Origin of the sequence: Mucilaginibacter tolerans, assembly GCF_030519375.1 — a bacterium.
Classification (GTDB): Bacteria; Bacteroidota; Bacteroidia; order Sphingobacteriales; family Sphingobacteriaceae; genus Mucilaginibacter.
Window position 1 is genome coordinate 90,532 of the sequence record NZ_JAUMKB010000009.1, and the last position, 26,122, is coordinate 116,653.

20 protein-coding genes are annotated in these 26,122 nt (G+C 41.4%); 7 read left to right on the forward strand and 13 right to left on the reverse strand.

Features of this window, described 5'->3' with window-relative positions; translation table 11 throughout:
- Positions 1-6 precede the first annotated feature (6 nt).
- The 6 genes from Q3A68_RS13905 to Q3A68_RS13930 form a co-directional block, all read right to left on the reverse strand.
- Positions 7-1,356 carry a vanadium-dependent haloperoxidase gene (locus Q3A68_RS13905; RefSeq protein WP_302901709.1) on the reverse strand — a complete coding sequence of 450 codons (1,350 nt, stop codon included), beginning with the start codon at positions 1,354-1,356 and terminating at the stop codon, positions 7-9.
- A complete protein-coding gene (locus tag Q3A68_RS13910; RefSeq protein WP_302901710.1) occupies positions 1,353-4,646 on the reverse strand; it encodes a VCBS repeat-containing protein in 3,294 nt (1,097 codons plus the stop codon). Before Q3A68_RS13910 ends, Q3A68_RS13905 begins: the two co-directional genes overlap by 4 nt.
- A 131-nt stretch (positions 4,647-4,777) precedes the next feature.
- Positions 4,778-6,382, reverse strand: a complete 1,605-nt coding sequence (locus Q3A68_RS13915; RefSeq protein WP_302901711.1) for a SusD/RagB family nutrient-binding outer membrane lipoprotein — start codon at positions 6,380-6,382, stop codon at positions 4,778-4,780.
- A gap of 5 nt (positions 6,383-6,387) precedes the next feature.
- Positions 6,388-9,720, reverse strand: a complete 3,333-nt coding sequence (locus tag Q3A68_RS13920) for a SusC/RagA family TonB-linked outer membrane protein (protein WP_302901712.1) — start codon at positions 9,718-9,720, stop codon at positions 6,388-6,390.
- Positions 9,721-9,957: 237 nt separating this feature from the next.
- Positions 9,958-11,031: a FecR family protein gene (locus Q3A68_RS13925; RefSeq protein WP_302901713.1), complete on the reverse strand. Its 1,074-nt coding sequence runs from the start codon at positions 11,029-11,031 to the stop codon at positions 9,958-9,960.
- A 54-nt stretch (positions 11,032-11,085) separates the two neighbouring features.
- Complete coding sequence (locus Q3A68_RS13930; RefSeq protein WP_302901714.1) at positions 11,086-11,736, reverse strand: RNA polymerase sigma-70 factor; 651 nt, start codon at positions 11,734-11,736, stop codon at positions 11,086-11,088.
- Between the two features lie 197 nt (positions 11,737-11,933).
- Between Q3A68_RS13930 and Q3A68_RS13935 the strand changes: the two genes are divergently transcribed.
- Positions 11,934-13,376 (forward strand): alpha-L-fucosidase, encoded by a 1,443-nt coding sequence (locus Q3A68_RS13935; RefSeq protein ID WP_302901715.1) that lies wholly within the window; start codon positions 11,934-11,936, stop codon positions 13,374-13,376.
- A gap of 40 nt (positions 13,377-13,416) precedes the next feature.
- On the forward strand, positions 13,417-15,678 hold the full coding sequence (locus tag Q3A68_RS13940; protein ID WP_302901716.1) for a GH92 family glycosyl hydrolase: 2,262 nt from the start codon (positions 13,417-13,419) through the stop codon (positions 15,676-15,678).
- A gap of 67 nt (positions 15,679-15,745) precedes the next feature.
- Here Q3A68_RS13940 and Q3A68_RS13945 read toward each other — a convergent pair whose 3' ends face one another.
- The 5 genes from Q3A68_RS13945 to Q3A68_RS13965 form a co-directional block, all read right to left on the reverse strand.
- Entirely contained in the window at positions 15,746-16,180 is a 435-nt protein-coding gene (locus Q3A68_RS13945) for a thioredoxin family protein (RefSeq protein WP_302901717.1), read from the reverse strand.
- A 43-nt stretch (positions 16,181-16,223) separates the two neighbouring features.
- Positions 16,224-17,510, reverse strand: a complete 1,287-nt coding sequence (locus Q3A68_RS13950; RefSeq protein WP_302901718.1) for a DUF3570 domain-containing protein — start codon at positions 17,508-17,510, stop codon at positions 16,224-16,226.
- Positions 17,511-17,541: 31 nt separating this feature from the next.
- Positions 17,542-17,763 (reverse strand): DUF4266 domain-containing protein, encoded by a 222-nt coding sequence (locus Q3A68_RS13955; protein WP_302901719.1) that lies wholly within the window; start codon positions 17,761-17,763, stop codon positions 17,542-17,544.
- A gap of 13 nt (positions 17,764-17,776) precedes the next feature.
- A complete protein-coding gene (locus Q3A68_RS13960) occupies positions 17,777-18,670 on the reverse strand; it encodes an FAD:protein FMN transferase (protein WP_302901720.1) in 894 nt (297 codons plus the stop codon).
- 253 nt (positions 18,671-18,923) lie between these two features.
- Positions 18,924-19,526 (reverse strand): DUF4142 domain-containing protein, encoded by a 603-nt coding sequence (locus Q3A68_RS13965; protein ID WP_302901721.1) that lies wholly within the window; start codon positions 19,524-19,526, stop codon positions 18,924-18,926.
- 215 nt (positions 19,527-19,741) lie between these two features.
- Between Q3A68_RS13965 and Q3A68_RS13970 the strand changes: the two genes are divergently transcribed.
- Complete coding sequence (locus tag Q3A68_RS13970; RefSeq protein ID WP_302901722.1) at positions 19,742-20,116, forward strand: LiaF domain-containing protein; 375 nt, start codon at positions 19,742-19,744, stop codon at positions 20,114-20,116.
- A 92-nt stretch (positions 20,117-20,208) separates the two neighbouring features.
- The gene (locus tag Q3A68_RS13975) at positions 20,209-20,994 is read left to right on the forward strand and encodes a polysaccharide deacetylase family protein (RefSeq protein ID WP_302901723.1); all 786 of its coding nucleotides are present in this window, start codon (positions 20,209-20,211) and stop codon (positions 20,992-20,994) included.
- Between the two features lie 7 nt (positions 20,995-21,001).
- Here Q3A68_RS13975 and Q3A68_RS13980 read toward each other — a convergent pair whose 3' ends face one another.
- Entirely contained in the window at positions 21,002-21,778 is a 777-nt protein-coding gene (locus tag Q3A68_RS13980; RefSeq protein WP_302901724.1) for a hypothetical protein, read from the reverse strand.
- 156 nt (positions 21,779-21,934) lie between these two features.
- On the opposite strand from Q3A68_RS13980, the gene Q3A68_RS13985 reads away from it, so the two are divergent.
- From Q3A68_RS13985 to Q3A68_RS13995, 3 genes are all read left to right on the forward strand, one after another.
- Positions 21,935-22,276 carry a YciI family protein gene (locus Q3A68_RS13985; protein ID WP_302901725.1) on the forward strand — a complete coding sequence of 114 codons (342 nt, stop codon included), beginning with the start codon at positions 21,935-21,937 and terminating at the stop codon, positions 22,274-22,276.
- Positions 22,277-22,285: 9 nt separating this feature from the next.
- A complete protein-coding gene (locus tag Q3A68_RS13990; protein WP_302901726.1) occupies positions 22,286-23,512 on the forward strand; it encodes an RNA polymerase sigma factor in 1,227 nt (408 codons plus the stop codon).
- A gap of 114 nt (positions 23,513-23,626) precedes the next feature.
- A complete protein-coding gene (locus tag Q3A68_RS13995; protein WP_302901727.1) occupies positions 23,627-25,585 on the forward strand; it encodes a sialate O-acetylesterase in 1,959 nt (652 codons plus the stop codon).
- Here the strand turns inward: Q3A68_RS13995 and cysC are convergent.
- Positions 25,560-26,117 carry an adenylyl-sulfate kinase gene (cysC, locus tag Q3A68_RS14000; protein WP_302901728.1) on the reverse strand — a complete coding sequence of 186 codons (558 nt, stop codon included), beginning with the start codon at positions 26,115-26,117 and terminating at the stop codon, positions 25,560-25,562. The two genes, Q3A68_RS13995 and cysC, sit on opposite strands and share 26 nt — an antisense overlap.
- Between the last annotated feature and the right edge of the window lie 5 nt (positions 26,118-26,122).

Here is a 26,122-nt window from a genome sequence, read left to right on the forward strand (position 1 = left end):
GGTTTCTTAGTTATGTTCAATAGGTAAAATGCCTGCTTTTTTAATTTTTGATATGATATTATTGCCTACCGCAATCCCTTGATTATTGCCATTTGTTATACTTTCCATATAATGGATACCACCGTAAAACCTTGACATGGAGGCTTCGGCCGCCGCCTCTTTAAACGACTTAAATGCCCGCTGTCCGCTACCGAAAGGTATTTCGGTATTGTCATTATAAGCAAAGTTGTCACCCAATAAATAGGTCAGCACGTCAGCAGCAGCATTTGAAATAACAGCATGACCGCTTGTGTATTCCGGGAACGGCGGAGTTTGCAGAACAGGTTGCCATTTCACATCCATATAACGGTCGATATAAGTTTCGGGGCGGATACGGTTACTATCATATTTCTCTTCCCAGCAACTGATAAATGCGTCCATCAATGTGGTGCCAACCAATGCAATTGCTACTACAGAATTATCAAAACTTAAATGAGCCTGTTGTGTAACCAGGCCAGTGATGTGCATCCAGTGCCCTCCCGGACTAATCTTTTTATAGCCAATAGCCATGTGGCCTGATGTAGTAATCGCAAACGGGTTACAATCCCAAAATAAAGCTATGTTGATCTGTTCAGGCGTCAAATGTTTTGAGGCATCATACACTTCTTTTACTCCCTTATAAAACTTCGAGGCAGTGTCTTTACTAAACGGGATCAGCGGCTTAGGTTTAAACTGGTTGGAAGAATCGATCACCATTGTTCTTATCGTTTTCCAGTTGGGTTCAACTGCCTCAAAATATCCCGGAGGTGTTGGGTACCATTTGCCTTCCTCTTTTAGCGGCGTATATCTCTTCAGTGCGCTTAGTTTGTTATAATGATCGGTCTTTGAAAAACCAACGATATCATTAGCTGCCAGCACACCCACTTTTATCGAATTATCTATTGTTTTTTGAGGCACCCGCGTTTTTTGAAGCAATTGTACAAAAGCGTCTTCATCATCCTTCAACATAAAGCCTGATGGCAGCATGAGTTTCGCGGTTTCGAGCATACTATAATATGCAGCGATGCGATAGTCGTAGGAATAATGGACCGTATCTAAAAACCCGGCTGCTTTGTAAGATTTTACAAAACTCTGCAATGGGGGTACTTTTTTGTTATTTGCTGATACAATAATATAAGCGCCCAGCGTGCAGTAAGCATAATACCTTGCTGCTACCGGCGGACTAACTACATCGTGCACCATTACCATGGTGATGGCATTAACCGCATGATCGGGTTGCAGATAATCCGGGTAAACATCCTTGCTGGTTTGAGCTAGACAAGGTTTAATAACCAGTGAACAAAACAGGATCAGTAAATATCTAAAATAGCTTTTCATTCTTTGTAAAACTGTAGCGGTTCATCGCTTAAACCGATGAGCAGATAGGGAACATTATTAATTTTTGTTTCAACAACAGACTTCACATCGCCAATAACAGAAAGGCCGGAAGTAGTTTGGTTCACATACTTAAACCCGCCATTCCCATCACCTTTCAACAGACAGCCATAATTGGCATCAAAGCTTCCCAGCTTAAGCCTGTTATCTGAGCGGTTACCGAGCAACAGAATATCTATTGAACCATCATGATCAAAGTCGCCTGTTAGAATCTGGCTCACGACTGAGAATTGTGCCTGTAATGGCAAAACAGCAGCCTTGAATTTTCCGTGTTGATTGATATACAGCATGGTTTTGGTTTCGTTGACAGTCAGCTTTTGAGCCTTAGCCAGATCTGCCGGGCTGAAAATTTCAGCCATTGTAGCATCGGAATATGCAGCATAGGAACTAAACTTCCGGCGCATCGGGTATATCTGTTCATTTAATTCGTCGCGACTTACAAAAGGATAACTTTTGCCTTGCACATAAAAGTTGAAGAATAGGTCGATGGAACCATTGTTATCAAAGTCCATCGCGTACATTTCGGCCGGTTCTTGCGCTGAGGCATGAATTTGTGAGTTGAGGCCAAGATTACCGGCGATCAAGTCAGGTTCGCCGTCGCCGTTAACATCGGCAAAAGTCAACGAGAACCAGAATCCATTTTGAGGCGCATCGAAATAGTCAGAAGTTTTATCTTTAAATCCTTCTGGGGTATTGATCAATACCGTTATCGGCATAAATTCGCCGCATATCACCAGGTCCTTTCGTCCATCTTTATTCAGGTCGATCCATTCGGCATCGGTCATCATACCGATTTTGTTAAAAGGTATTTTAGCTGCAATGAATTTCCCTTTACCATCATTTACCAGTAAATAACTCTCAGGAGTTACAGGATATTGGCCCGGTATCACTCTGCCGCCTACAAAAAGGTCGATATCGCCGTCACCATCAAAATCGTAAGGCCGCACACATGATTTGCTATTTGCAGTAAGCACAGGCAAGGCATTAGGCGATAGAGCGAAATTACCTCCATTATTTATATATAGTTCATCTTGCAGGTCAGGTGTGTTCGGCTCATATAATGAGTATCCGCCTTTTGCAATATACAGGTCAGGCTGACCGTCGCCGTTTGCATCGAAGAATACTGCTGCTGAAGTGGTGCCAATATTTTCGTTACTTCCTCTAAAGAGTTTTGTAACAATATATTTTCCACCGGGTTGCTGTAAATAAATTTTACCAGGGCTATCCTGATCTCCGCTAATAAACAAGTCTTCTAAACCATCATGATTTACATCGGCCTTCGCTATAATAGGTGCTGCTTTAGAGTACATAAACAGCATCAGCAACTGGCGCTTGAAATCGTTCAGGGTTATTTCTTCCGGCTTATAGTTGATGATTGGATCGGTATGCTTAAATACTGGCTCGACATGGGCAGTAACAGCAGCATATGGTTTTAATGTACCAGGATAATCGATATTTAACAGTTGATTGGCCTTAACAGCTGTTAATGATTTTGACGTTTGATCGGGCCAGATCACACGTAAGGAGTCCACAGTTTTGTTATCACCTAAGCCGAAATTTAACGTAGTAGAAACGCAGGAAAGGTAGCCCCTGTTGGGATTAACTTCCTGGTACTGCATACTCCCGGGCACATATAGGTAAACCTTAGCTCCAATGGCGTTAGTGTTTTTGTCCGTTCCTTTTACTTTCACAGCAAGGTAATTGGTATTATTATTCTCGCGGCTCATGTTTTGGTAGATCGATGCCGGTTGATTAATATTATTGATGACCAGGTCGAGATCGCCATCATTATCCAAGTCGACATAAACTGCTCCGCTTGAAACTGTCGCTTCATCCAACCCCCACTCCTTTTGTTTGTTAGCAAAAGTCAGGTCGTGATTATTTCGGAAAATGTAATTTGGCAACTTAGTTGAAGGCATTGCCTTTATCAGATCCATCAACAAAAAGGGCTCGGCAGCCATCGCTTTTTTAATTTTATAATCGCCCCAGTAACGCAGGAAATCTTTGTTTGTGTAATCTCTTAGGTACCCGTTGCTTACAAAGATGTCTTTATAACCATCATTGTCAAAATCGGCTATTAATGGGCACCAGCTCCAATCGGTATTGGAAACTCCTGCCAGTTGCGCAATTTCGCTGAAAGTGCCGTCGCCGTTGTTAAGCTGCAGCATATTGCGCATATATTGTTTATACAATCCCTGTGTTTGCATCAGTGCAAAGGATTCGTAGTTTTCTTCTAATTGTAAAGATTTCTGACGGTGATTGTCTTCCGGAAGCATATCTAAAGTCATTACATCCGGTAAACCGTCGTTATTGAAATCGGCTATGTCCACACCCATCGAAAAATGGGAAATATGCCTGAAAAATTGTTTTGATTTTTCTGTAAACGTGCCGTCATGATTATTGATGTATAAATAATCGGGCTCATTATAATCGTTGGTTACATAAATATCGGGCCAGCCGTCTTTATCTACATCGGCAATTGCCACGCCTAAACCAAAAGTCAGGGGATTTTGAACTATACCTGCTTTCTTAGAGACATCAGTGAAATGCCCACCGTCGTTTCTGAACAATTTGTTGCTTGCGAGGTCATCGGTTTGATCTTTATACCTGGCCAGCTCCATGTTGTCGATCTTTTTTATGTTATGGTTCAGCAGGAACATATCCAGATCGCCGTCATCGTCGTAATCAAAAAATACAGCCTGCGTGCTGTATCCGGGGTCGTTAAGCCCGTACACTTTCGCTTCTTCTTTAAATTTGTTGTTACCCTGATTAATAAATAATTGATTTCTGCGGGTATCGTTGTCTGTTTTGCCCGAATAACATACGTAAATGTCCAGCAATCCGTCGCCATTCACATCTGCCATTGTTACACCCGTTTTCCAGGCGCCCGAACGGCCCGCAAGTTCCGGAGAAGCCTCTTTAGTAATATCTTTAAACTTCATGTGACCAAGGTTCAGGTATAATTTATTTGAACCCATATTTCCGGTGAAAAAGATATCCGGAAGACCGTCGTTATTGATATCGCCGACAGCGACTCCCCCGCCATTGTAGAAGTATTCGTAAGACAACACATTCAATGATTCGGTCTCACTAATGTCGTTGCTGAACTTAACGTTGGTTTCTTTGGGGGGTAAAAGTTTAAATAGCGGTTGCTGCGAAAAAGCCGCAGTAGTTGAAAGACAAGTAAAAGCCCAAGCAGCAGAAAATGCTTTAATGCTTTTTTTAACAGACAATTTTTTAACCCGGCACATTCTTAATCAAATAGGGATATTCTGAAACGCTACCATACAAAATAGCTATTTATAATTGTAATAAAACAAGCAGGGAGACATTAATGTCTCCCTGCTTTATGATGTAAGAAAAATTATTTATCCCACCATACTCTTGCGGTAAATGTATCGCCGCCGGTTAAGCGACCAACAGCAGCTGCAAGATTAGCTCCGTTTGTAGATGGTAAAGTAACAGGGTACTCCATTCTTCTAGGAATAGTGCTAACAGCAAATTGTCCCTGATAAGTAACCGGTGTTAATACAGGGTATCCTGATCTTCTCCAGTTGGCCCAGGTTTCGTTGAAATTAAACATGGTTGACGTTTCAACATAGTATTCCATGTTAATTTGCTGTAAAGCAGTAGCCGGTACCAATGGATGTGCAGCAACATATGCAGTTATCGCTGCTGCGTCAACTACTGCCACAGAAGGCGAGTTGAGTTGAGCAAGTGATTGCATATCAGCAGCCAAGGCATTGGCATAATGAGTAGCAGCGCTACCGGTAGCCCAGCCATTTGTAGCAGCTTCTGCTAATAGCAATTCGGTTTCGCCATAAGTTAAAATCGAGTTTACGCGGTTATAATCGTCATAAACAAGATATCTTGGGCGAGAATATTTGCCATCAGGAGCAGCAGCATCGCCCGAAACAGAAGGATCCGCAGGACTAGTTCCAGGATAACCAGGAGCATGAGATATATCTGTTGCACCTCCGTTTAGGTCGTAGCCATTCGGCATACCAACTTGCAATGCCGCAGTACTAATGCCGGCAGCTTTTGTTTGGTTGGCAGCTTTACCTGTTCCGGCTGAAATCTCACCTATTGCGCTTAAGCGTGGATCATTAGTTGACTGCATATAATCCAACAGCGTTTTTCCCCAGCGTACTTCTCTGAAATCGTCGGTTACGTTTAATGCATTAGCATCGCTATTGCTGTTGCCATTGGCATTATCAGCCTTAGCGCCTGCATTATCTGCTATGCTGGTCATTGTTCCGCCTGCATAAGCCATTTCAGCATATTTTTGCGCAGTAGCAGGGTCTACTTTGGTTAAACGCATAGCAACTCTAAGCATTAATGAATAGCCCAATTTCTTCCACTGAGCGATATTACCACCGTAGAAAAGGTCAGCACTTGGAGTAGCTTTAGCTGCATCCAATTTCGGGATAGCAGTTTCCAGGGTATTCAGCATACTGGTATAAATAGCTTGCTGTGTATCAAACACTGGCTGTGATATACCACTTTTTGCTTGCAATGCCTGAGAATACGGAATATCGCCATAAGCGTCAGTAACACGCTCAAGCATCATCACCAATAATATGCTTCCGCAATTATCAAGGTTACTCAAAGCATCATTACCTTTAACCAGGTTTTTCATTTCGTAAACCAGCGAAGCAGCATTATAGCTGGTATTCCATGTACGCGATTTGTAATCCTGGAAACTACCGCCATATACATATTTATCACCATTGCTATAATAACTGTAGGTACTGGCGAGTGATTGTGACCACATACTCTGATACAACAATTGATCGTAACCAGTATTAGAAAACTGGAATTGAGCCTGTGACATCAAAAAATTTGGATTAAACAGGTTTGCACCAGTCGCGTTAGGGTTAGTATTTAATTTATCAAAATTTTTAGTACATCCCGTGCTAAGAGAAACGCCCAATATGACGAGGCAACTATATATAAGTCGTTTTTTCATGTCTGTTAGTTTTTAAGTTTGAAGTTTAAATTGAAACCATATGTCCGTGTTGTCGGAAGGCTGGTACCTTCAATACCTGCGTACCTGATATCTGGCGAGAAGCCTGATTCCGGATCAATGTTATTGGTATGCTTCATAATTGTCCACAAATTCCTTGCTACCAATGATAGCTGAATAGAGCCAAATGGCGTACCGTTCAATGCGGTTTTTGGAATCGTATAACCGAAAGTCACCTGACGCAACTTAATAAAGCTTCCGTCCAGAACGTTTAATGCTGATACTTTTTGAGCTAACGTTTGATAGTAAGTTTGTGCGTCAGCACTTGTAGTATTTGTTGCACCAGACTCAGTAACACCTACACCAACAACTCCAGTTTCTCTGCCCGGAAGGGTTAATTTGTTCAAACCACGGTAGATACTGTAATAATTTGTTGCAGACAATACCTTATTGCCAAAACGGTAATCGGTCAGGAACGAGAAGTTGAATCCTTTGAAGTTGAAAGTGTTACTCAAACCACCATAGATTTTTGGAACAGTACTGCCCATTGGTTTAAGAGCACCTTGTTCTGGCAAACCGCTCGAATCGTAAATAATCTGGCCGCTTGAGTTACGCAGATAGTCGTTAGCCATAACTTGCGGGCCTGCCATACCTACTACCAAAGCTAAGCTAGCATTTAAAGGGCGATAGGTTCCGAATCCTACGTTATTGTTTGCTGCATCGGTATGCAAAATTTTGTTCGCAACGTAAGTAAAGTTGAACGACGGGGTCCAGCTAAAGCTTGCTGTTTTAAAAGGAGTAGCATGGATTTCAACTTCGACACCTTTATTTTGTGTAGAACCGGTACCCAAGTATTGATTGGTATAACCGCTTGACCAGTCGATGCTTCCGTTAATAATTTCGTTATGCGTTTTGCGTGCGAAATAAGTCAAGTCGAAACCAAATCTGTCTCCCCAGAATTTCATTTCGGTACCTGCTTCTATTTCATCCAATGTATATGGCTTCAGGAACAGGTTTGGCAATTGCGAACTAAAACCACCTGCCGGAGTACCATTAATTGAATTGTTAATAGAATAATAAACAGCCGTTTGGTAAGGAGAGGTAGGCTGACCGCTTGTTTGAGCATATGACAACCGGATTTTACCAAAGTCAAGACCATTGATATGATAAAGATCAGAGAATATAAAGCTTCCCGAAACCGAAGGCGAGAATATACCCCTGTTATTTGACGGCAGCGTGCTGTACGCATCATAACGGCCGGTGGTGCTAATCACCAGGTAATCTTTAATAGCAAAATCAGCAGTATAATATGCAGAATTTGTTTGTTGTTCAAATGGATAGTTACCATTACTATAAGTGGAGTAACCACTGCTTCTGCTTGGCAGGTTAGTTAAACTGTAGAAGTATGGTATAATAAAGTTATTGCCATTGATATAGGTACCGTCCTGTGTATTTTTACGTATGTTACCACCGATGGACAAATCAAGATTTAACAAGCCTTTAACAAGGTCATGTTTTGCATTAACCAACACGTCAGTGTTAAACTCAGTTACCTGGTAGTTAGTTTGTGACATACCACCGTTACCACTTGCATATGCTGTCCCGGTAGGAGTAATATCAACTCGTTTATCACTGATGTTGTCATAACCCAACCTACCCTGTACAAACACCCAATCAAGAATGTTGTATTTCCCAGATAAAGAGCTTATTAAACGAGTTCTGTTTGTAGTACTGGAGAACTTATAAGCTGCAAAATAAGGGTTAGTTACATAGATATCATCGGTAAAAGAAGTCTCTTTTCCGCTAGCATCGTATCCAGGTGCCAAAATTTTAAAGTATTCGTTTGGCGCAAGGAATTGAACGTTGTTAGGGTTGCCCGGACCGTCGCTCAAGCTTGGTCTGTTTTTCTCGTTGTCAACGATATAATTGGCAACGACATTGATTTCCAGTTTCTTCGTTACTGATTGAGACCCATTGAAGTTGAAGGTTTTTCTGTCCAAACCGCTATTTGGTACAATGGAGTGGTTGTTCAGATCAGACAATGATAAACGGAATGCTCCTGTTTCATTACCGCCGGTAAATGAGGCTGTGTTAGTGAAGGAGTGTCCTGTGTTATAAAAACCTATATAATTTTTTGGAGCCAATGAATACGAATGGCTTTGACCATCAAACTGAGGAACCGATGAGCCGTCCAATTTGGTACCCCAAGCTTCGCTGCCTGCTAACAGTGCGCTTGCAGCATCTGTTGGTTTAGCTCCATGCAAACCCTGACCATAAGTCGTTTGAAAATCTGTATTATCTACAGGTTTATCTGCCTGATAGTTCAGATTATATTCTACACCAAAGTTGGTATTCTTTTTACCGCTTTTTGTGGTAACAAGGATAACGCCGTTAGCAGCGCGTGAACCGTACAATGCAGAAGCCGACTGGCCTTTCAGTACAGTAATATTTTCAATATCATCAGGGTTGATATTGGAAATACCATCTCCGTAGTCAGCACCGCCCCACTCACCAGATTCACCTCTTTGTGAGTTATCCATGGGCACACCATTGATAACGAAAAGTGGCGATTGGGCATTAAAACTGGTCACACCACGTAATAAAATACGCGCTGATGAACCGGGACCGCCGTTTGTACCGTTGATACTTAAACCGGCTACCTTACCTTCTAATGAATAGGCAACGTTACTTTCTTTGGCTTTGTTCAAGTCGTCGCCGTTTACAGTAGTAACTGAATAACCCAGTTTTCTTTCGTCTTTTTTGATACCTAATGCAGTAACAACTACTTCATTCAGGTTTTTGGTTGAGCTTGCCAGGGTGACATTGATGCTGCTTTTTCCAGCAACTGCTACCTCTTGTGTCTCATAGCCAATGAAAGAGATCACCAATACAGCATTATCTGGTGCATTAATGGAGAAGCTACCATTAATATCAGAAACAGTGCCTGTTCCGGTACCTTTTACCTTGATCGATACGCCAGGAAGTGGAATGCCTTTTTCGTCAACTACTTTACCTGTAATAACTTTGTTAATAACAACATCATTTTTACCGGTAATAACAATCAGGTTATTATCCAATTGAGTATATGTAAAATCAGTGTTTGCCAATAATTGGTCAAGAACTGAGGTCACATTCTCGTTTTGAACATTGATCGAAATGTTTTTAGCGGGCGGTATTTTACGCTCGCTAAATACAAAATGATAGTTTGTTTGCTTTTGAATGGCAGTAATAACTTTCTTGAAGTCAGCCGATTTTAAATTCAGGCTTACCTTTTGCTGCGAATAAACATTGGCTAATGCCTGCAGATTGAAAATTGCCAAAAATATTAATATCAATTTCATTATTAATATGGACTTGATTAGCCGATATCTATTTTTTACACCCCGAAGGTGTCTAAAATATTTCATACTTTTACTTGATTAAGGTGAATGATAATGGCTACGTTCTGTTCCAGAGAAGGTAGCACGATTAATTAACGGATGTTCATCTTTTCCGGGAGTTACCTTGCAGGGTGATTCCCGTTTTTTTTGGTTGGTGAGTAAGTTTTTTTCAATCCATAAGCACTTAGTTAATTAGGGTTAATAAATGGATACCGTTTCGTTATTATACTTATAATTAAATGGTTCTATCATCTTCAGTGCATCTAATGCCTGAACGATATTTTCTTTTGTAAAGACCCCTGTAAAGTGGTAATCTTTAGTATCTGAATTCTTAAAATTAATTTTTATGCCATACCATCTTTCCATCTGGTTGGCAAGATCGCTGAAAGCCTCATTTTTAAAAACGAGTTCATTGTTTACCCACGAAGTTTCAACTATTGTTGTGTCATTCGATCTGAGGTGTGTTAGGTTTGTAAGCGCATAATTAGTGCCGCTGTCTTCAGAGGCTAATAAATTGGTATTTGTACCCAATTTTTTAAAGGATTTATTATTTAGAATTAATTTCTCGTTGGGCTTTAAAATAATTCTGTCGGATGGTCGGTCAGATAAAGTTACTTCAATCGCTCCCTTTATAAGGGTTGTTTCCGTGTTCTTATCATTAGAATACGATTTCACGTTAAACGAAGTCCCCAACACTCTGATATTCATTTTGCCTGCATGCACTATGAAAGGATGGGTATGATCTTTGGTTACATTAAAAAAAGCTTCGCCGTTCAGATAAACTTCACGGGTAGGACCCTCAAAAGAAGCAGGGTACCGTAAAACCGTCTCAGAGTTTAAGGTCACGACCGAACCGTCGCTTAAATAAATTTTCGATTTCGTCCGGCTTGGGGTTTTAGTAATCGCGATATTTCCCTTATTGTTTTTAGCAGATGCACTATGTGAGTAGCGATAAGTAAATAAACCGATTGCTAAAATTACAATTGCAGCCAGGCTACGCCAAAAAAATGGGAATCTTCTGATCCAGCCTTTTTTCGAGTCGGCATCATCAAAATCATTAGGAACAGTGATCCTGTTTCGTATACGCTGAAACAGCAACTCTTCGTTGGAGTATTTTTCCTCGTCCTGTGCCCAGTAATTTTTAAAGAAATTATATTGCTGACGACATTCTTCGTCGTTGATGAGCATATAGTTCAGTTCAGCCAGTTCACTTTCATCGATTTCATCTGAAAGCTTTTTAGTAAGTAACTGAATAAATCTATCGTTGACCATCAGGCTTGTAAAATTGTCGGTTTAGTGGAAGGACAATTTTTTTTTACAAATTGCCTACAAGCCTGAAAAAAATATTTTTATGGCCAGAAAAAATAATGTAAAACCTATTAGTGGGGTGTTTGCCGAAGGACTAACGATTGGTTTGGAAGCTAATTGATGCCCTGATAAAATTACGCTAAGTTTCTTTATAGCCCTGAACAATTGGGTTTGTACAGTACGGGGCGAAATATTAAGTATTTCTGCTACTTCTTTATATTTCATCCCGTCTTCTTTTATCAGCTTGAATACAATACAGGCTTGCTGAGGTAATTTTGCGATAGCCTGATCGAGCAGGAAATGCAGTTCTTTTCGCTCCATTTCCTTTTCAGGATCATAAGTATTTACGAACTCAACTTTATCAGATGATTCGATATGAACCAGATGAATGTTTGAATACTTTTTAACGTAGTTTAATGATTGATTCTTAACGCATACAAACAAGTATGTTTCAGGGTTTACAATTTCGACTAAACCCTTTCTTCCTTCCCAACACCTTACAAAGACGTCGGATACTATCTCTTCGGCTGCTTCTTTCTGATGCACATATAATATCGAGAATTTGATAAGCCTGTTATTAAGTCCATAAAACAGCGCCTCGAATGCCTTAAGGTCATCGTTGAAACATATTTGTCGCCATAAACCTGAAGTATCGGTTCGCTGTTTCAAATTGGTCTCCCAGTTAAGTTACTATCACAATAATACGATTTAAGTTAGAAATTCATAATAAAATTTAATAATTTTTTAATAAGTAGGTAAACTTCTTAAAAAAATTAAACAATGCAAGCAAATTATTAACGTCTATTGTCATTACTACTAGAAGTTCGTTGATTTACGCTAATTTCAAATAATAAATTACCGAAAAAATGAAAAAAGTCCTTACTCTTTTAGCTCTTGTATTTATCACGATCAACCAACTTTTTGCACAGGAACACCAAATGTCAAAAAGTTATATCCCTCCTGATGATCAATTGGTAAAAGACAAACTGGCTACCTGGCAGGATCTTAAGTTTGGGCTATTTATGCATTGGGGCACCTATAGCCAATGGGGTGTTGTTGAAAGCTGGAGCATATGTCCTGAAGATGAAGGCTGGACCCAGCGCCGCGGTCCTTACAGCGCAAGCTACAACACATATAAAAGTGCGTATGAGAATTTACAAACCACTTTTAACCCAACGAAATTCAATCCTGAAAAATGGGTACAGGCCGCTAAAAATGCCGGGATGAAATATGTGGTTTTCACCACCAAGCATCACGATGGTTTCTGCATGTTTGATACCAAGCAGACAGATTACAAAATAACAAGTTCAAAAACGCCCTTCTCTTCCAACCCGCGAAGTAATGTCGCAAAAGAAATATTTAATGCTTTCAGGAAAGAAAACTTTATGATAGGCGCTTATTTTTCTAAGCCTGATTGGCACACAGAATACTACTGGTGGCCATATTTTCCGCCTAAAGACCGAAATGTAAATTACGATCCGGCTAAATACCCCGAGCGCTGGCAGAAATTCAAAGATTTTACTTTTAACCAGATCGGCGAGTTGATGAGCGATTATGGCAAGGTAGATATTCTATGGCTTGATGGTGGTTGGGTAAGGCCTAAAAGCACCATCGATCCAAGTGTCGACTGGCAAAAGAGCATCACCTACGACCAGGATATCGATATGCCTAAAATTGCAGCCATGGCCCGCACCAAACAACCCGGGCTGATTGTGGTTGACCGCACCGTTTCGGGGCAATATGAAAACTACACTACGCCTGAACAGCAGGTACCCGATGTACCATTGGATCATCCGTGGGAAAGCTGCATTACAATGGGCAATTCATGGAGCTATGTGCCGGGCGATCATTATAAATCTGCCGACCAAATCATATCGTTACTGGTAAAAATCGTTTCGCGAGGTGGGAATCTATTAATGAATATCGGCCCCGGCCCTGATGGCGACTGGGATCCGGTAGCGTATGAAAGATTACAACAAATTGGGAACTGGATAAAGATCAATGGCGAAGGCATATATAATACAACATCGGTAGCGCCATATTCTGAAGGGAACACTTTCTATACCAAGCTGAAAGACTCAAATACTATTTACGCCTATGTGTTGGCAGATAAAGGTTCCGTTATTTTGCCTGCGAAAGTTTTTTTTCATTTAAAGGTTAATGGTAAGGTAAAAAAAATCAGCTTACTTGGTGTTAATAAGAGGCTAAAATGGGCACAATACGGCGACGGTATCAGTGTGGTTTTACCGAAAGATTTACAAAGTAATAACGGGTTAAACAACGCTGCTGCATTTAAAATTCAATATTAATATACTAGCCGGGACATAGCCCCGGCACTATCTACTACAAATGCTTAAATATTTTACTACTGCTTTCTGTTTAATTTTCACATACCAGGTTTTTGCCCAGGCAAAGCACACTTATTCTAAAGCTCAAACTGATTATACCCATTATGTCGATCCGTATATTGGTACAGGCTTTCACGGGCACGTTTTTGTGGGCGCCAACGTTCCTTTCGGCGCAGTTCAATTAGGGCCAACCAATCTTTCCAAAGGCTGGGACTGGTGCTCGGGTTATCATATATCCGATTCCACCATCATTGGCTTTCAGCATACACACTTAAGTGGAACCGGCATTGGCGATCTGGGCGATGTTTTATTTATGCCGACTATTGGAGCCGCACATTCTATGAAAGGCTCATTGAAAGACCCTCAAGATGGCTATTTCTCATTATTCGACCGTAAAGATGAAATAGTTAAGCCAGGCTATTATTCAGTAAAACTGAAACGTTATGGCATTAACGTTAAACTTACCGCATCCAACCGCGTCGGATTTCATGAATACACCTACCCTGCCTCAAAAGAGTCTCATATCGTTATCGACCTGCAGGAAGGCATAGCCGATATTGCAACCGAGACTTACATAAAACAGGTAAATAAATATACAGTCGAAGGCTATCGTTATTCAAAAGGATGGGCCAGACATCAGCGTATTTATTTCGTTGCCGTATTGTCAAAGCCAATAGAGAAATTCGCTGTTTATGATACCACCGAGTTAAAAAATGGCATATCGTTGAAGGGTAAAGCAGTAAAAGGCATCATCACATTCAACACCAAAGCCGGGGAAAATGTATTTGTAAAAGTCGGTATATCGCCGGTTAGTTCTGCCAATGCTTTGCTTAATATTAATAAAGAAATACCTGACTGGAATTTTGCGAAAGTGGTATCTGCAGCACATAGTGCCTGGAATGCCGAATTAGGAAAAATACAAATCAAAGCAGACTCGCTTTCTCAATATAAAAAGTTCTATACGGCCATGTATCATACCATGATCGCCCCATCAACATTTAACGATGTAAATGGCGATTACTGGGGAGCTGACAAGAAGGTTCACAATGACAAATCGTTTACTAATCTCACTACTTTTTCGCTGTGGGACACTTACAGGTCTGCTAACCCACTGTATACCATTATTCAGCCCGAGCGTATTAAGGATATCATTAATACTATGCTGACCGTCTATAAGCAACAGGGTCGCTTACCAGTATGGCATTTAATGGCTAACGAAACCAATACCATGGTGGGTAACAGCGCGGTACCCGTGATAGTTGATGCCTATTTGAAAGGGTTCAAAGGATTTGATGCTACCCTGGCTTATGAAGCAATAAAGACTACCCAGATGCAAGATATCAGGGGATTGAAGTATGTAAAAAGACAAGGATTTATCCCTGCCGATAGCACCATCGAATCGGTAGCAATGGGACTTGAATATGCTATTAATGATTGGTGTATTGCCCGAATGGCATTGAAAATGGGCAAGCAAGGTGATTATACTTACTTCAGCAAAAGGGCAAAATATTATCAAAATTATTTCGATAAGCAAACCGGCTTTATGCGCGGAAAAGTATCTGCAACCGAATGGCGCACCCCATTCAGTCCCTTTGTATCACGTCATGAAAAGGATGATTACACGGAAGGTAATGCCTGGCAATATACCTGGTTGGTGCCGGAAGATGTTGAAGGACTAATCGCACTGCATGGCGGCGATGCTGGATTTGTTAAAAAATTAGATTCATTATTTATCGTAAAAGGTGATCTGGGTAAAGAGGCGTCGCCGGATATTTCAGGCTTGATAGGACAATATGCACACGGCAATGAACCGAGCCACCATATCGCCTATCTGTATACTTTTGCCGGCCAACCATGGAAAACCCAGGAGAAAATCCGGCAGATACTGACCGATTTTTATACCACCAAACCAGATGGCATCATTGGCAACGAAGATGTAGGACAGATGTCGGCCTGGTATGTATTATCTGCATTGGGTATTTACCAGGTAAATCCGGCCAATGGCATGTATGTTTTTGGTAGCCCGGTTATAAATGATGCTGTAATAAAACTACCCGGCGGAAAAAGTTTTCATGTTGTGGTAAAAAACAATAGTGGCGCCAATAAATATATCAGCAAAGTCTCCCTAAATAACAAATCGTATACACATGATTACTTGTTACATAACCAACTGGTAAAAGGCGGAGAGTTAATAATAACGATGACTGACAAACCAGGCGACTTTGGTAATGGACCTGCAGACAGACCGAAGTCTATCTATTAATAAAAGTCATTCAATCGAAAAAGGCAATTAGTTCATAACTAATGGCCTTTCTAATGTTTTGATTTTTTTATTTGCGGTCATTCACCGAACTTATATCCGATACAAACTGATCCGGACTTTCATCCGGAAAACCATCCCAGCTTTTTAGCACCTTGCCGCTATCATCCACCAATAAGGTAAAAGGGAATTTACCATCAGCATTGTATTTATCGGCCAGTGCTTCGTTTAATTTGGTTTGCTCTTTGCTCAACTGGTTCTTTTTCTGACGCGGAAAATCTGCCCTAACCAATACTAAATGATCTGATGCATAATTTTCAAAGGTGCCTGATTCGAGTATCTCTTTACGCAGGCGGATACATGGGCCGCACCAGTCGGAGCCAGAAAAATTGATCAGTATCAATTTGTGCTTTTGGGCAGCTTCTGATTTTGCTGCGTTAAAATCACCTATCCAGGTCACTCCCGGCAATAGCAGCATTCCGAGATATATTGCTAACAACTTCATATTCAATTCTTATTAACTGTTTTTATCAAAAATTTATTGTTATCTATTTAAAGCCCAAGCTTAGAGATACCACGTTCGACACCAGATTGGTCGTCTGCGAATAATGCCCGTATCTCAATTCCAGGTCGTGCAGGCTTTGCCATCCCAAAACACCTTTTGGCGGCGCAACCCTAAACCCTATTCCATAAAAGTTAGCATGGAACTGAGCGTATTCATAGTTACTGGTATAATACACGTCCGTTGGGCTATGCGCTTCGTACGGGGCAAAATATTTTGCCGCTGTCTGATCGTAATACCTGTAAAACGGTGAAACTGAAAAAAAAGGTGTAACCTTAATCGCGGTTTCCAACCCAACGGTATTTGATTTGACACCCCAACTATCCATATAATACCGGTAATACGAGCGCAGGATGACATTATCGCCAAGGAAATAATTCAATCTTACACCCAACGGTAATTTAAACCTGTTCGACGGCAAGTGCTCTATCGTGTCTTTCCCGGTGTTGAAATATACCCTGTGGAATGGCAATCCCAGGTAACCATTTTGCGCCACTCCATCGACCAAAAACATAACCTGCATACGCGAATTAATGATCTGCGAATAACCCAGTGACACCGAATAGGTATTGCGAGGCCTGCTTGGAATATTAGCCCTTCCTCCCTCTTCGGAACTAGTGCCGCTCGCTGATGTAACTATAGTCGTGGTAGTAGTTGGAATGAACTCAGATGGATAAATCATTTTCACCTGGTCAAAATAGGCCTGCACTTTAGCAGAGAACTCGCCATTCTTATCGGCTGTCTTTTGCGAAAAGTGCATATCAGCCCCAAGCGATTGATAATTGTATTCGCCCGAGTAATAAGCGCCTATGCCGAAGCTGCTTCCCTTTTTTATATTTTCGGTAGTCCAATCGATGGATGGATATATTCTGCTCCCACCAGGGTTTGACGCACCGCTAACATTCACATAGGCAGCAGAAGCTGACGTATGATGATCGATGCCCAAACCAAGTGTTAGCGAATTTTGTTTTGCTTTAGGATCACCCCAAACCAATTTCAGATCAATACCATTTGAAATGTCGGTAACCTTTTCGGTACCGACACCACCTGTTACAGCGCTGTGATCACCATTTTGCCAGTAATAACTCGAGACCAGGTTAATCTCGTCGACGTGCAGTGCCCGTGGATTATATTCCGCAGGTTCAGGGTCACCAACAGGTCTAAACAAACTTACACCCGAATTATGCGGAAGACTATCTTGTTTTGTTTGCGCAGCAACATTTAATCTGCATAGCAGGGAAAAGCCTACTATTGATAAAAATACCTTTCTCATTTTAAATTATGCGTTTTGTAAGAAAGGTCTATCAATTACACCCACAGCCACCACCGGTTTTACCGGCATTGGCGCCAGATGCAGCTTCCCTGTACGATTGAAAATTCAGTTCATTTTTCTCCACTTTCCGATTGCTTAATACCATCTCGGCATCGTTAACACGGTTTTTCTGATACTCTTTGAGGTGGACACATGATGATATACTCACCATAGCGACCAGTCCACCTACAATTCCTAATGTTTTTTTGATCATAGTTATAGGGGTATTATTTTATATTAATATTTTTAGAAGTATACAACCTGTCGTTATCATCAATGATAACCGCCTCAATATCTTTTATCTGATCTATCATATCCAGGCCGGTCCTGATACCCATTATCATTACCGGTGTTGCCATCGCATCGGCTATCTCGGCATTGGTAGTGATAATGGTGACGCTTTTAATGCCAGTCACCGGCAAACCTGTGCGCGGGTTAATGGTGTGCGAGTATTTCTTCCCGTCTATCATTACAAATTTTTCATAGTTGCCTGATGTAGCAACCGCCATATCCGTGATCGACATATAAGAAAACACATTGTGTTTTGCGTCAGGGTTGGCGACACCTACCGTCCAGGGATTGCCATTCGGCTGCTGACCCCATGCTGTTAAGTCGCCAGATGCATTGACCACGCCGCTTTCAACCCCTTGTTGCTTCATCACCAATTTGGCACGTTCTGCCGCGTAGCCTTTGCCTATACCTCCGAAACCAATACGTGTACCCTTTTCTTTTAAAAACACTGTACTCTTTTCGCGGTCAAGTATCACATTACGGTAATCGATCAATCGCACCATATTTTTTGCAGTTTCCTTATCCGGAAGTGAGGTCATATGCTGATCAAAATTCCAAAGCCGTTTGTCAATTGAGCCGTAGGTAATATCAAAAGCACCTTGCGTGATTTGAGAGATTCGCAACGATCGTTCTATCAGATTAAAAGTTTCGGCACTGACAACCACTGGACCAATACCCGCATTCTGATTAATAAGATTGGTCTCGCTGTCATCACTAAAAGTGGTAAGCAGCCGCTCAATCCGTTGTATTTCGCTTATGCCGGCTTCAATCCTCTCGTGTGCCCACTTTTCGTCATCAGCAACGACAGTCAGCTCAAAATGGTTTCCCATTAACTTACAACTTTTTTTAAAAGCGGAACATACTGCCATATTGCCAATCAGTTAACCAATAACAAAATCTATTAACTTATTATCGATAACAATATTACATTTCAATTCTGAAGAATAGATGAAATGGCATAGAACGCCGACGAAACCCTGCTTTTTTAACACTTTTTAACTTTTACCCACGGGCTTATTTCATAACAAAAAAGCCTTCAAAGGATTCCTTTGAAGGCTTTGTCTTATTACCAGGATAACCCAATTATTTCATGTGTCTTTTAACCTTGTCTATTGCTTCAAGGTGCATTCTTAGTGTGGGTAGCGTCTTAGCTGCAAAAGCTTTCAAATCACTGTCTTTGCAGTTTTTTGCAGCATCTTCAAAAGCTTTTATATCTTTTTTGTGATCATCTACCATGTCCTGCACATAGGCCTTATCGAAATCAGCGCCGGATTTTTTTGCAAGATCGTCCCTAGTTTTGCTTTCATCGCTGCCAATTGAATCAGGTAAGGTAATATTTAGTTTTTTCGCCAGGGCTTTTAATTCGTCATTCACTTTCGAATGATCGGTCACCATCATGTTTCCAAAATCCTTCACCTTGCTGTTATTTGATTTTTCAAGGGCTAATTTTCCTAAAACCACTTCGGCCATACCGCCGTTTGCTGCTTCAACCGCAAACTTGGCATCGCTTTCTTCTACCTTTATCGGCGGCGTTACCGCTTTTCCTGAATCGCTTACGCCACTTCTCATGGTGTCTTTAACCTGGTTGGCACTGTCAGCTTCACCTTTACTGTCTTTGTGGCTTTGGCATGCGCCGAGCGAGAGTGCGCCGAGGGCAAATGCCAAAATGTAACTTTGTGTTCTCATAATATGTTTTTCAAGATTGATTGTTAATTATTTAACAAATAATTTAACTAGTAGTTTTATTATTCACATAAGATTTAATACCGGTTAAACAGTGGCGGATAATCTTCACCGACTAAAATCCGCCATTCACCGACTTCATCAAACATTTAACAAGATTTAACTTTTACCCGGGGCCTGAGTGCCTTAGTTTTGGTTTAACATTAAAACCGAAGGCCATGAACTTGCAATCAACCATCATCCCGGACGCTGAAGACCAGATCAATATCAACTCTGTTTTCAGCAGCATAGACAAACCGATGATCTCAAAAGATTTTAAAGGCGGAAAGATCAACAACATGTTTGCAAGCACTGAACTGGATTTGAGCAATGCCGACCTGGCCGGAATGGCGGTATTAAATATTTCACAGCTTTTTGGCGAAATAACCCTGATTGTCCCTTCCGATTGGCACGTGGAAACTGATATTTCCCAACTATTTGCTACCATAGATGATTACCGGGAAAATAAATACGGAGTAAGAAACTCGGACAAGGTGCTGGCTATCAAAGGCACTTCGGTATTCGCCAATATCGAGATACATAATAATGTTTGATCAGCAGTTTTGTTAAGCCCTGCACACTAAAGGGTTGGTTGGTAGTTTATAGATTTTCTTTTTAGATTTAGCTGCCAATTATATTTCTGCTCATGAAAAAACTGACCCTATTTCTCCTGTTATTAAATTTTGCTGCACAGGCACAGGACAAGATCACCTGGCCTGATCATAAAAAAGCAGTTATTGTACTTACCTATGATGATGCGCTTCACTCGCAATTAAATGTCGCTATCCCTCAGCTGGACTCTGCTCATTTAAAGGGGACTTTTTTTCTTACCGGGGAGCTAAATAGTCAAACGATACCTCAATGGCAAAAAGCAAGTAAAAATGGTCATGAGCTGGCCAATCATACTGTGTTTCATCCCTGCCTGAGTACCGATGATAACCCGATGGCGTCTGAGCATTATACCGCTTACCGCATACTCCACGAAATTGAAGTGATGAATAATTTTTTGTTTGCAGTTGACGGAAAAAAAGGCCGCACTTATGCCTACCCATGCACCGAAACCCATGTTGGCGGCAAAGACTACGTGGATTCTTTGCGCAAATACGGCATTATCAAATATGCCCGTATTGGAGGCGATGCCAATGCTGTCATCACCGACTTTAAAAAACTTGATCCTTTACTGGTGCCATCCTACGGGCTGGAGGGCAAAAACTCCGGCACACAACTGATCGACTTTGTAAAGAAAGTAGAAGCAAGCGGCGGCATGGGCATTTTTATGTTTCACGGCGTTGGCGGGGATTATATCACCGTTTCTGCTCAGGCACACCGGGAACTATTGGCTTATCTGAAAGAAAACAAGAAAGATATCTGGATAACTACTTTTCAGCAGGCCATGGATTATGCGATGAAAGCAAACAATGAAAAGAAATAAACCGGGGTTATCTCCTTTTCTTTTTTAGTTTTTCCAGATCAACAACTATTGTATCCAGTGTCGCGTTATCGGTTATAAGAGCCACTTGTATCTTATTATCAGCAAGTTTTTTTATAAATCCTTTAAAGTCAAGTAAATTCATTTCTATCTGCTTATTTGCAGTTACGTTAGCAGTATTTATTATTTTATCGTCCAGTCCAGCCGTCCCATATAGATTGTAAGTTTGGGGACGATCAGGTATTTGCCAGTCCCTGATTTGAAAGGAGTAAATCTCCTTCCACTCGTTATTCTTAAAGGTCATCACCCGGCAAAAATTAACATTAGACCAATCTGCCCAATCAACTGCGTAGGAGATTTCGTCTGTACCATCCCCGTTTAAATCGCCTTCATTTTTCAAATATGCAATGCCGAGCTGCGGTGTTGATGCAATGTTCAGCGCCCTGATGTTTTTATTGCTGCAGCTCAGAAAGCAATAGGTTTTCTTTTTCGCGTTCAAAGCAACCAGGGTATCATAATTCCCATTTTCATAATATTTGTTCGTCTCTTTGTTATCTATCCCACTAAAAAAATGTTCCGTCAATGTGTCCTTTTTCCCGTCTCCATCAAAATCGCCTGCAATGGAGAAACGATAACCGAAAACAGGTTTTAATTTAACTTTATTTACAGCTTCTGGTTTTTGTAAAGTATTGACAATTAGTTTTTCCTTTAATTGAGAAGTGTTACCTGATTTACAGGAATTTGCAACGGCTATAAGAAATATCGCAATAAGGCAGGAAGGTTTCATAATATGTTTAATCATATAAATTTATAAAATAGTTAGTCTAGTAACATCAAAAAGAATACACAACTGCGATTTTTCTTCCGCCATGTCCAATTTGCAAAACATGACTTGTTATGGATGTATAATTCATATATTCATTAACCTTTTAATTTTAAAAAAATGGACGAGTACGCATTAATTATGAGACATGAGGATGGCAGCAAAATAGCTTCGCCTGAACAAATGCAGGAATGGATGAAACAAACTATGGACTGGATTGGCGGTATTGCTGCGCAGAATAAATTTGTGGGTGGCACCGGTCTGCTATTTGCCGATGCCAAAGTAGTACACCACAATAAGGTAGTAACCGACGGGCCTTTTGGCGAGATAAAAGAAACCATAGGCGGATTTATCACGGTAAGGGCCGAGTCAATAGAAGAAGCTGCAGAATTTGCAAAAGGCTGCCCTGTTTTAGGAGGAGAGGGTAATACCATGGAAGTTCGCCGGATAGCCAAAAAATGACCAATTACAGTGAAACAACAGGAGTTAATACCGCACTTATTCAGAACGGAGTACCGAAAGATCGTCTCCGTTCTGTGTAAGCGTTTTGGCTTCGATCAGCTGGAAACTGCCGAAGACATTGCTGCCGATACATTCCTTGCTGCTTCGCAAACCTGGCCCTATAAAGGCATTCCTCAAAATCCTGTCGCATGGCTATATTTTGTAGCGAAGAATAAGGCTAAAAATCACTTACAACGTAACCTTGTATTTGAAAATAAGGTAAGCGATGAGCTAAGAATATCATCCGGAGAAACTTACGAAACCGAGATCGATTTATCACCTCAAAATATCAATGACAGTCAATTACAAATGATGTTTGCTATTTGCCAGCCTTCTATCCCACCTGAAGCGCAGATAGGCTTATCGCTTCGTATTCTTTGTGGTTTCGGCATCGAGGAGATTGCCGATGCATTTCTTTCCAACAAAGAAACTATTAATAAACGCCTGTTTCGTGCTAAAGAGAAACTAAGAGAAGGAAATGTAAAAATCGAATTTCCGGGACCTGCTGAAATAAATGACCGGCTTGCTACTGTACTCACCACTTTATATCTGCTTTTTAACGAAGGGTACTATTCCTGCAGTCAGGATACCACCATCCGCAAAGACCTTTGCGATGAAGCCATGCGTCTGTGCACCATGCTGGTTGAAAACAAGCTAAGCGGCAAACCCGAGGTAAACGCATTGCTGGCCCTGATGTGCTTCCAGGCTTCCAGATTTGATGCACGGATCGACCAAAACGGTGAGCTAGTGCTTTACGACGATCAGGACATTAACCTATGGGATTCCGGACTGATCAGCAAAGGCGCTTATTTTCTTAATTGTGCTACAACCGGTAACAGCTTATCCAAATACCATATCCAGGCGGCTATAGCTTACTGGGGCACACAAAAAGCCGACACACCGGAGAAATGGGAAAGCGTATTGCAACTTTACAATCAATTACTACAGATTGAATATTCGCCGATAGCTGCACTCAATCGGACTTATGCGCTTTCAAAAACAGTGGGAAAAGAAGCAGCCATTATTGAAGCCGAGAAACTAAAACTCACTAATAATCACTTCTACTATGCCCTGCTTGGCGAGCTTTACACAGGTATAGATAATGATATCGCCCGCCAGCATTTTCAGAAGGCATTGTCCCTTTCCCGTACCCAACCAGACAAGCGGACGATTCGGAAAAAGATAGATAGCCTCTGATTCACATTTAACATAAAATTCTCAATTGATGTAACATGCTTGGTCAAAAGCATTTTTTCAGTTTACATTTAAGGCATTGTGCCCTATATTGGCACCGCTATCCGATAAATCTGTATGAGAACTTTTTGTATTGCTTTTATTCTTTCTTTTCTTTTTTTACAAAGTCAGGCCCAGTTAAGCACCGCACGCATTTTTGGCGATCACATGGTTTTGCAACGCAACCAGGATATACCAATATGGGGCTGGTCGGCGAAGGGTACTAAAGTAAGTGTTACGCTTAACGGGCAGAAAGTGTATGCAAAAGCTGATGCGCAGGGCAACTGGAAGGTTTCCTTGAAACCTATGGAAGCTGGTGGTCCTTATGCCATGACGGTCACCTCAGGCAAATCAAAAATAACTTACAGTGATGTCATGATTGGGGAGGTATGGCTTTGCTCAGGTCAATCCAATATGGAATTTGCGCTGAGAAATGCGCTTGGATACCGATCGGAGCTGAAAGCCGCCGCTCAAATGAATATCCGTCACTTTAAAGTACCCAATAAAATAAGTATCGAACCCGAGAAGGACATTTCAGGTGGACAATGGATAAAGGCAGATACCAATACCGTAGGAGACTTTACTGCTGTAGGTTATTTTTTCGCCAAAAAAGTATCGCAGGAACTACATGTTACCGTCGGCTTGCTTAACAGCAGTTGGGGTGGCACACAGGTTGAAAGCTGGATAAGTAAGGATGCTTTATTAAACTCGCCCGAATTAGGTGATGTGGCAAAGAACTTGCCCGCCGACTGGGATGGTGTCAGCAAAAGACTTGACAAACAATTGCGGGATGCTTATTACAAACCGGAAACTGCCAATTTAACCACTGAACAACTCGCCAGCCAACCGGCATCTCTTTTCGACTCGTGGTTAAAAGGTAGTGTTCCCGGTGCATGGGAATGGCAGCCTAAACTCTACTCCTACCGCGGGCAGGGTTTTACCGAGCGCACCATTAAACTGGATGATCAGTATGCCAATCGTAAATCCACTTTACGTCTAGGCCAATCAGATGCGGATTTGGCCATTTATATCAATGGCAAGCTGATCAATAACGGCCCGCTGCCCTCCAATTTTCAACTCGATCTTCCTGCCGGAACATGGAAAGGTGGCGACAATATCCTGTTCATTAACCTAAAATCAGGGCAGAAAAATCCAACATGGTTTGGTATTGGCTTTTATGGACAAGGTAACGACCTATATGTAAGTTTCCCGGATACTACGGTAAACCTTGCCGATAACAACTGGCACAATATGCCCGATCTGAGCAAGCCGTATCATTTCAATTATTTGCCCAATAATACCGGATATCTTTTGTACAACGCCATGATCCACCCATTAATTCCTTATGCCATAGCAGGTGCTTTATGGTATCAGGGCGAGGCTAATGTAGGCCGCGCTTTTCAGTACCGGGCATCATTCCCTTTGATGATTACCAATTGGCGTAATGAGTGGAAACGTGAATTCCCTTTTTATTTTGTGCAATTATCCTCCTTTGGTGGCTTCCAGGGAAGCGATAAAGGCAGCGAATGGGCCGAATTGCGCGAAGCACAGACCATGACCCTGAAACTACCAAAAACAGGCATGGCTATCACTACTGATGTCGGCAATGCTTATGATATTCACCCGCGTGATAAAGCTGATGTAGGTTTTCGGCTGGCAGCTAAAGCATTAACGCTTACTTATAATAAATCACGTTTTTATGAAAGTCCTCAATTCAATTCAGTCGATTTTAAAGACGGGCATGCTGATATTAAATTCAGTTATGCCGATAGCCTAATAGTGAAAGACAAGTATGGTTATTTAAAAGGATTTGAACTGGCCGGTGCCGATCATAAATTTTATTTTGCCCAGGCCGTTATTATTGATGGCAACAAGGTAAAAGTATGGTGCGATCAAGTTAAACAACCCGTTGCTGTGCGCTATGCCTGGACGGATGCCCCCATCGATGCCAACCTTTTCAGCAAGGAAGGATTTCCTGTAGCACCGTTCCGTTCAGACAACTGGAAAGGACTTACTGACGAGAAGAAATTTGAGTAGGAATCAGAGCATATACACTAAGAACAAACGCTAACAGCTCCTGGGCAGATACGTCAACAGATTGCTTATCCGTGGTAATAACCAGATCGGGCCGTTGTGGTATCTCAAAGGGATCGTTAACGCCGGATAAATTGCCTATTCTATCCGGGTGCCCCTTAGGGAGCATTGCTTTTTGATATAATTGTTTAGTATCGCGCTGCATAAGCACATCAAGGCTGCAATTAATATAAACAGTTTTTACATTGCTGTATCTTTGGGCAATTTGAAGGCGGACGTCCTCATAAGGATTAATTGCACAGATGATGGGAATTATACCTTTTACCGCATAGCTATTAGCAACGGCAGCAAGGCGGCGAATATTCTCATTTCGGTCGGCCTTTGAAAATCCCAGGTCAGCACATAATGTCTTCCGGTAAACATCGCCATCAATAACCTCAACACTGATACCCTGTTTGTGGAGCAAGGTTTTCACTTGTGTTGCCAGGGTTGTTTTCCCGCTGCCTGATAAGCCGCAAAATTGAATGATCATCATGTTCC

What these genes read in the sequence shown, in the direction of transcription:
- Q3A68_RS13915 (WP_302901711.1), bottom strand. Translation starts at nt 6,382, where the DNA reads ATGAAAAAACGACTTATATATAGTTGCCTCGTCATATTGGGCGTTTCT.
- Q3A68_RS13925 (WP_302901713.1), bottom strand. Translation starts at nt 11,031, where the DNA reads ATGGTCAACGATAGATTTATTCAGTTACTTACTAAAAAGCTTTCAGAT.
- Q3A68_RS13960 (WP_302901720.1), bottom strand. Translation starts at nt 18,670, where the DNA reads ATGGGAAACCATTTTGAGCTGACTGTCGTTGCTGATGACGAAAAGTGG.
- Q3A68_RS13965 (WP_302901721.1), bottom strand. Translation starts at nt 19,526, where the DNA reads ATGAGAACACAAAGTTACATTTTGGCATTTGCCCTCGGCGCACTCTCG.
- Q3A68_RS13955 (WP_302901719.1), bottom strand. Translation starts at nt 17,763, where the DNA reads ATGATCAAAAAAACATTAGGAATTGTAGGTGGACTGGTCGCTATGGTG.
- cysC (WP_302901728.1), bottom strand. Translation starts at nt 26,117, where the DNA reads ATGATGATCATTCAATTTTGCGGCTTATCAGGCAGCGGGAAAACAACC.
- Q3A68_RS13985 (WP_302901725.1), top strand. Translation starts at nt 21,935, where the DNA reads ATGGACGAGTACGCATTAATTATGAGACATGAGGATGGCAGCAAAATA.
- Q3A68_RS13980 (WP_302901724.1), bottom strand. Translation starts at nt 21,778, where the DNA reads ATGAAACCTTCCTGCCTTATTGCGATATTTCTTATAGCCGTTGCAAAT.
- Q3A68_RS13905 (WP_302901709.1), bottom strand. Translation starts at nt 1,356, where the DNA reads ATGAAAAGCTATTTTAGATATTTACTGATCCTGTTTTGTTCACTGGTT.
- Q3A68_RS13950 (WP_302901718.1), bottom strand. Translation starts at nt 17,510, where the DNA reads ATGAGAAAGGTATTTTTATCAATAGTAGGCTTTTCCCTGCTATGCAGA.
- Q3A68_RS13945 (WP_302901717.1), bottom strand. Translation starts at nt 16,180, where the DNA reads ATGAAGTTGTTAGCAATATATCTCGGAATGCTGCTATTGCCGGGAGTG.
- Q3A68_RS13975 (WP_302901723.1), top strand. Translation starts at nt 20,209, where the DNA reads ATGAAAAAACTGACCCTATTTCTCCTGTTATTAAATTTTGCTGCACAG.
- Q3A68_RS13995 (WP_302901727.1), top strand. Translation starts at nt 23,627, where the DNA reads ATGAGAACTTTTTGTATTGCTTTTATTCTTTCTTTTCTTTTTTTACAA.
- Q3A68_RS13920 (WP_302901712.1), bottom strand. Translation starts at nt 9,720, where the DNA reads ATGAAATTGATATTAATATTTTTGGCAATTTTCAATCTGCAGGCATTA.
- Q3A68_RS13970 (WP_302901722.1), top strand. Translation starts at nt 19,742, where the DNA reads ATGAACTTGCAATCAACCATCATCCCGGACGCTGAAGACCAGATCAAT.
- Q3A68_RS13940 (WP_302901716.1), top strand. Translation starts at nt 13,417, where the DNA reads ATGCTTAAATATTTTACTACTGCTTTCTGTTTAATTTTCACATACCAG.
- Q3A68_RS13935 (WP_302901715.1), top strand. Translation starts at nt 11,934, where the DNA reads ATGAAAAAAGTCCTTACTCTTTTAGCTCTTGTATTTATCACGATCAAC.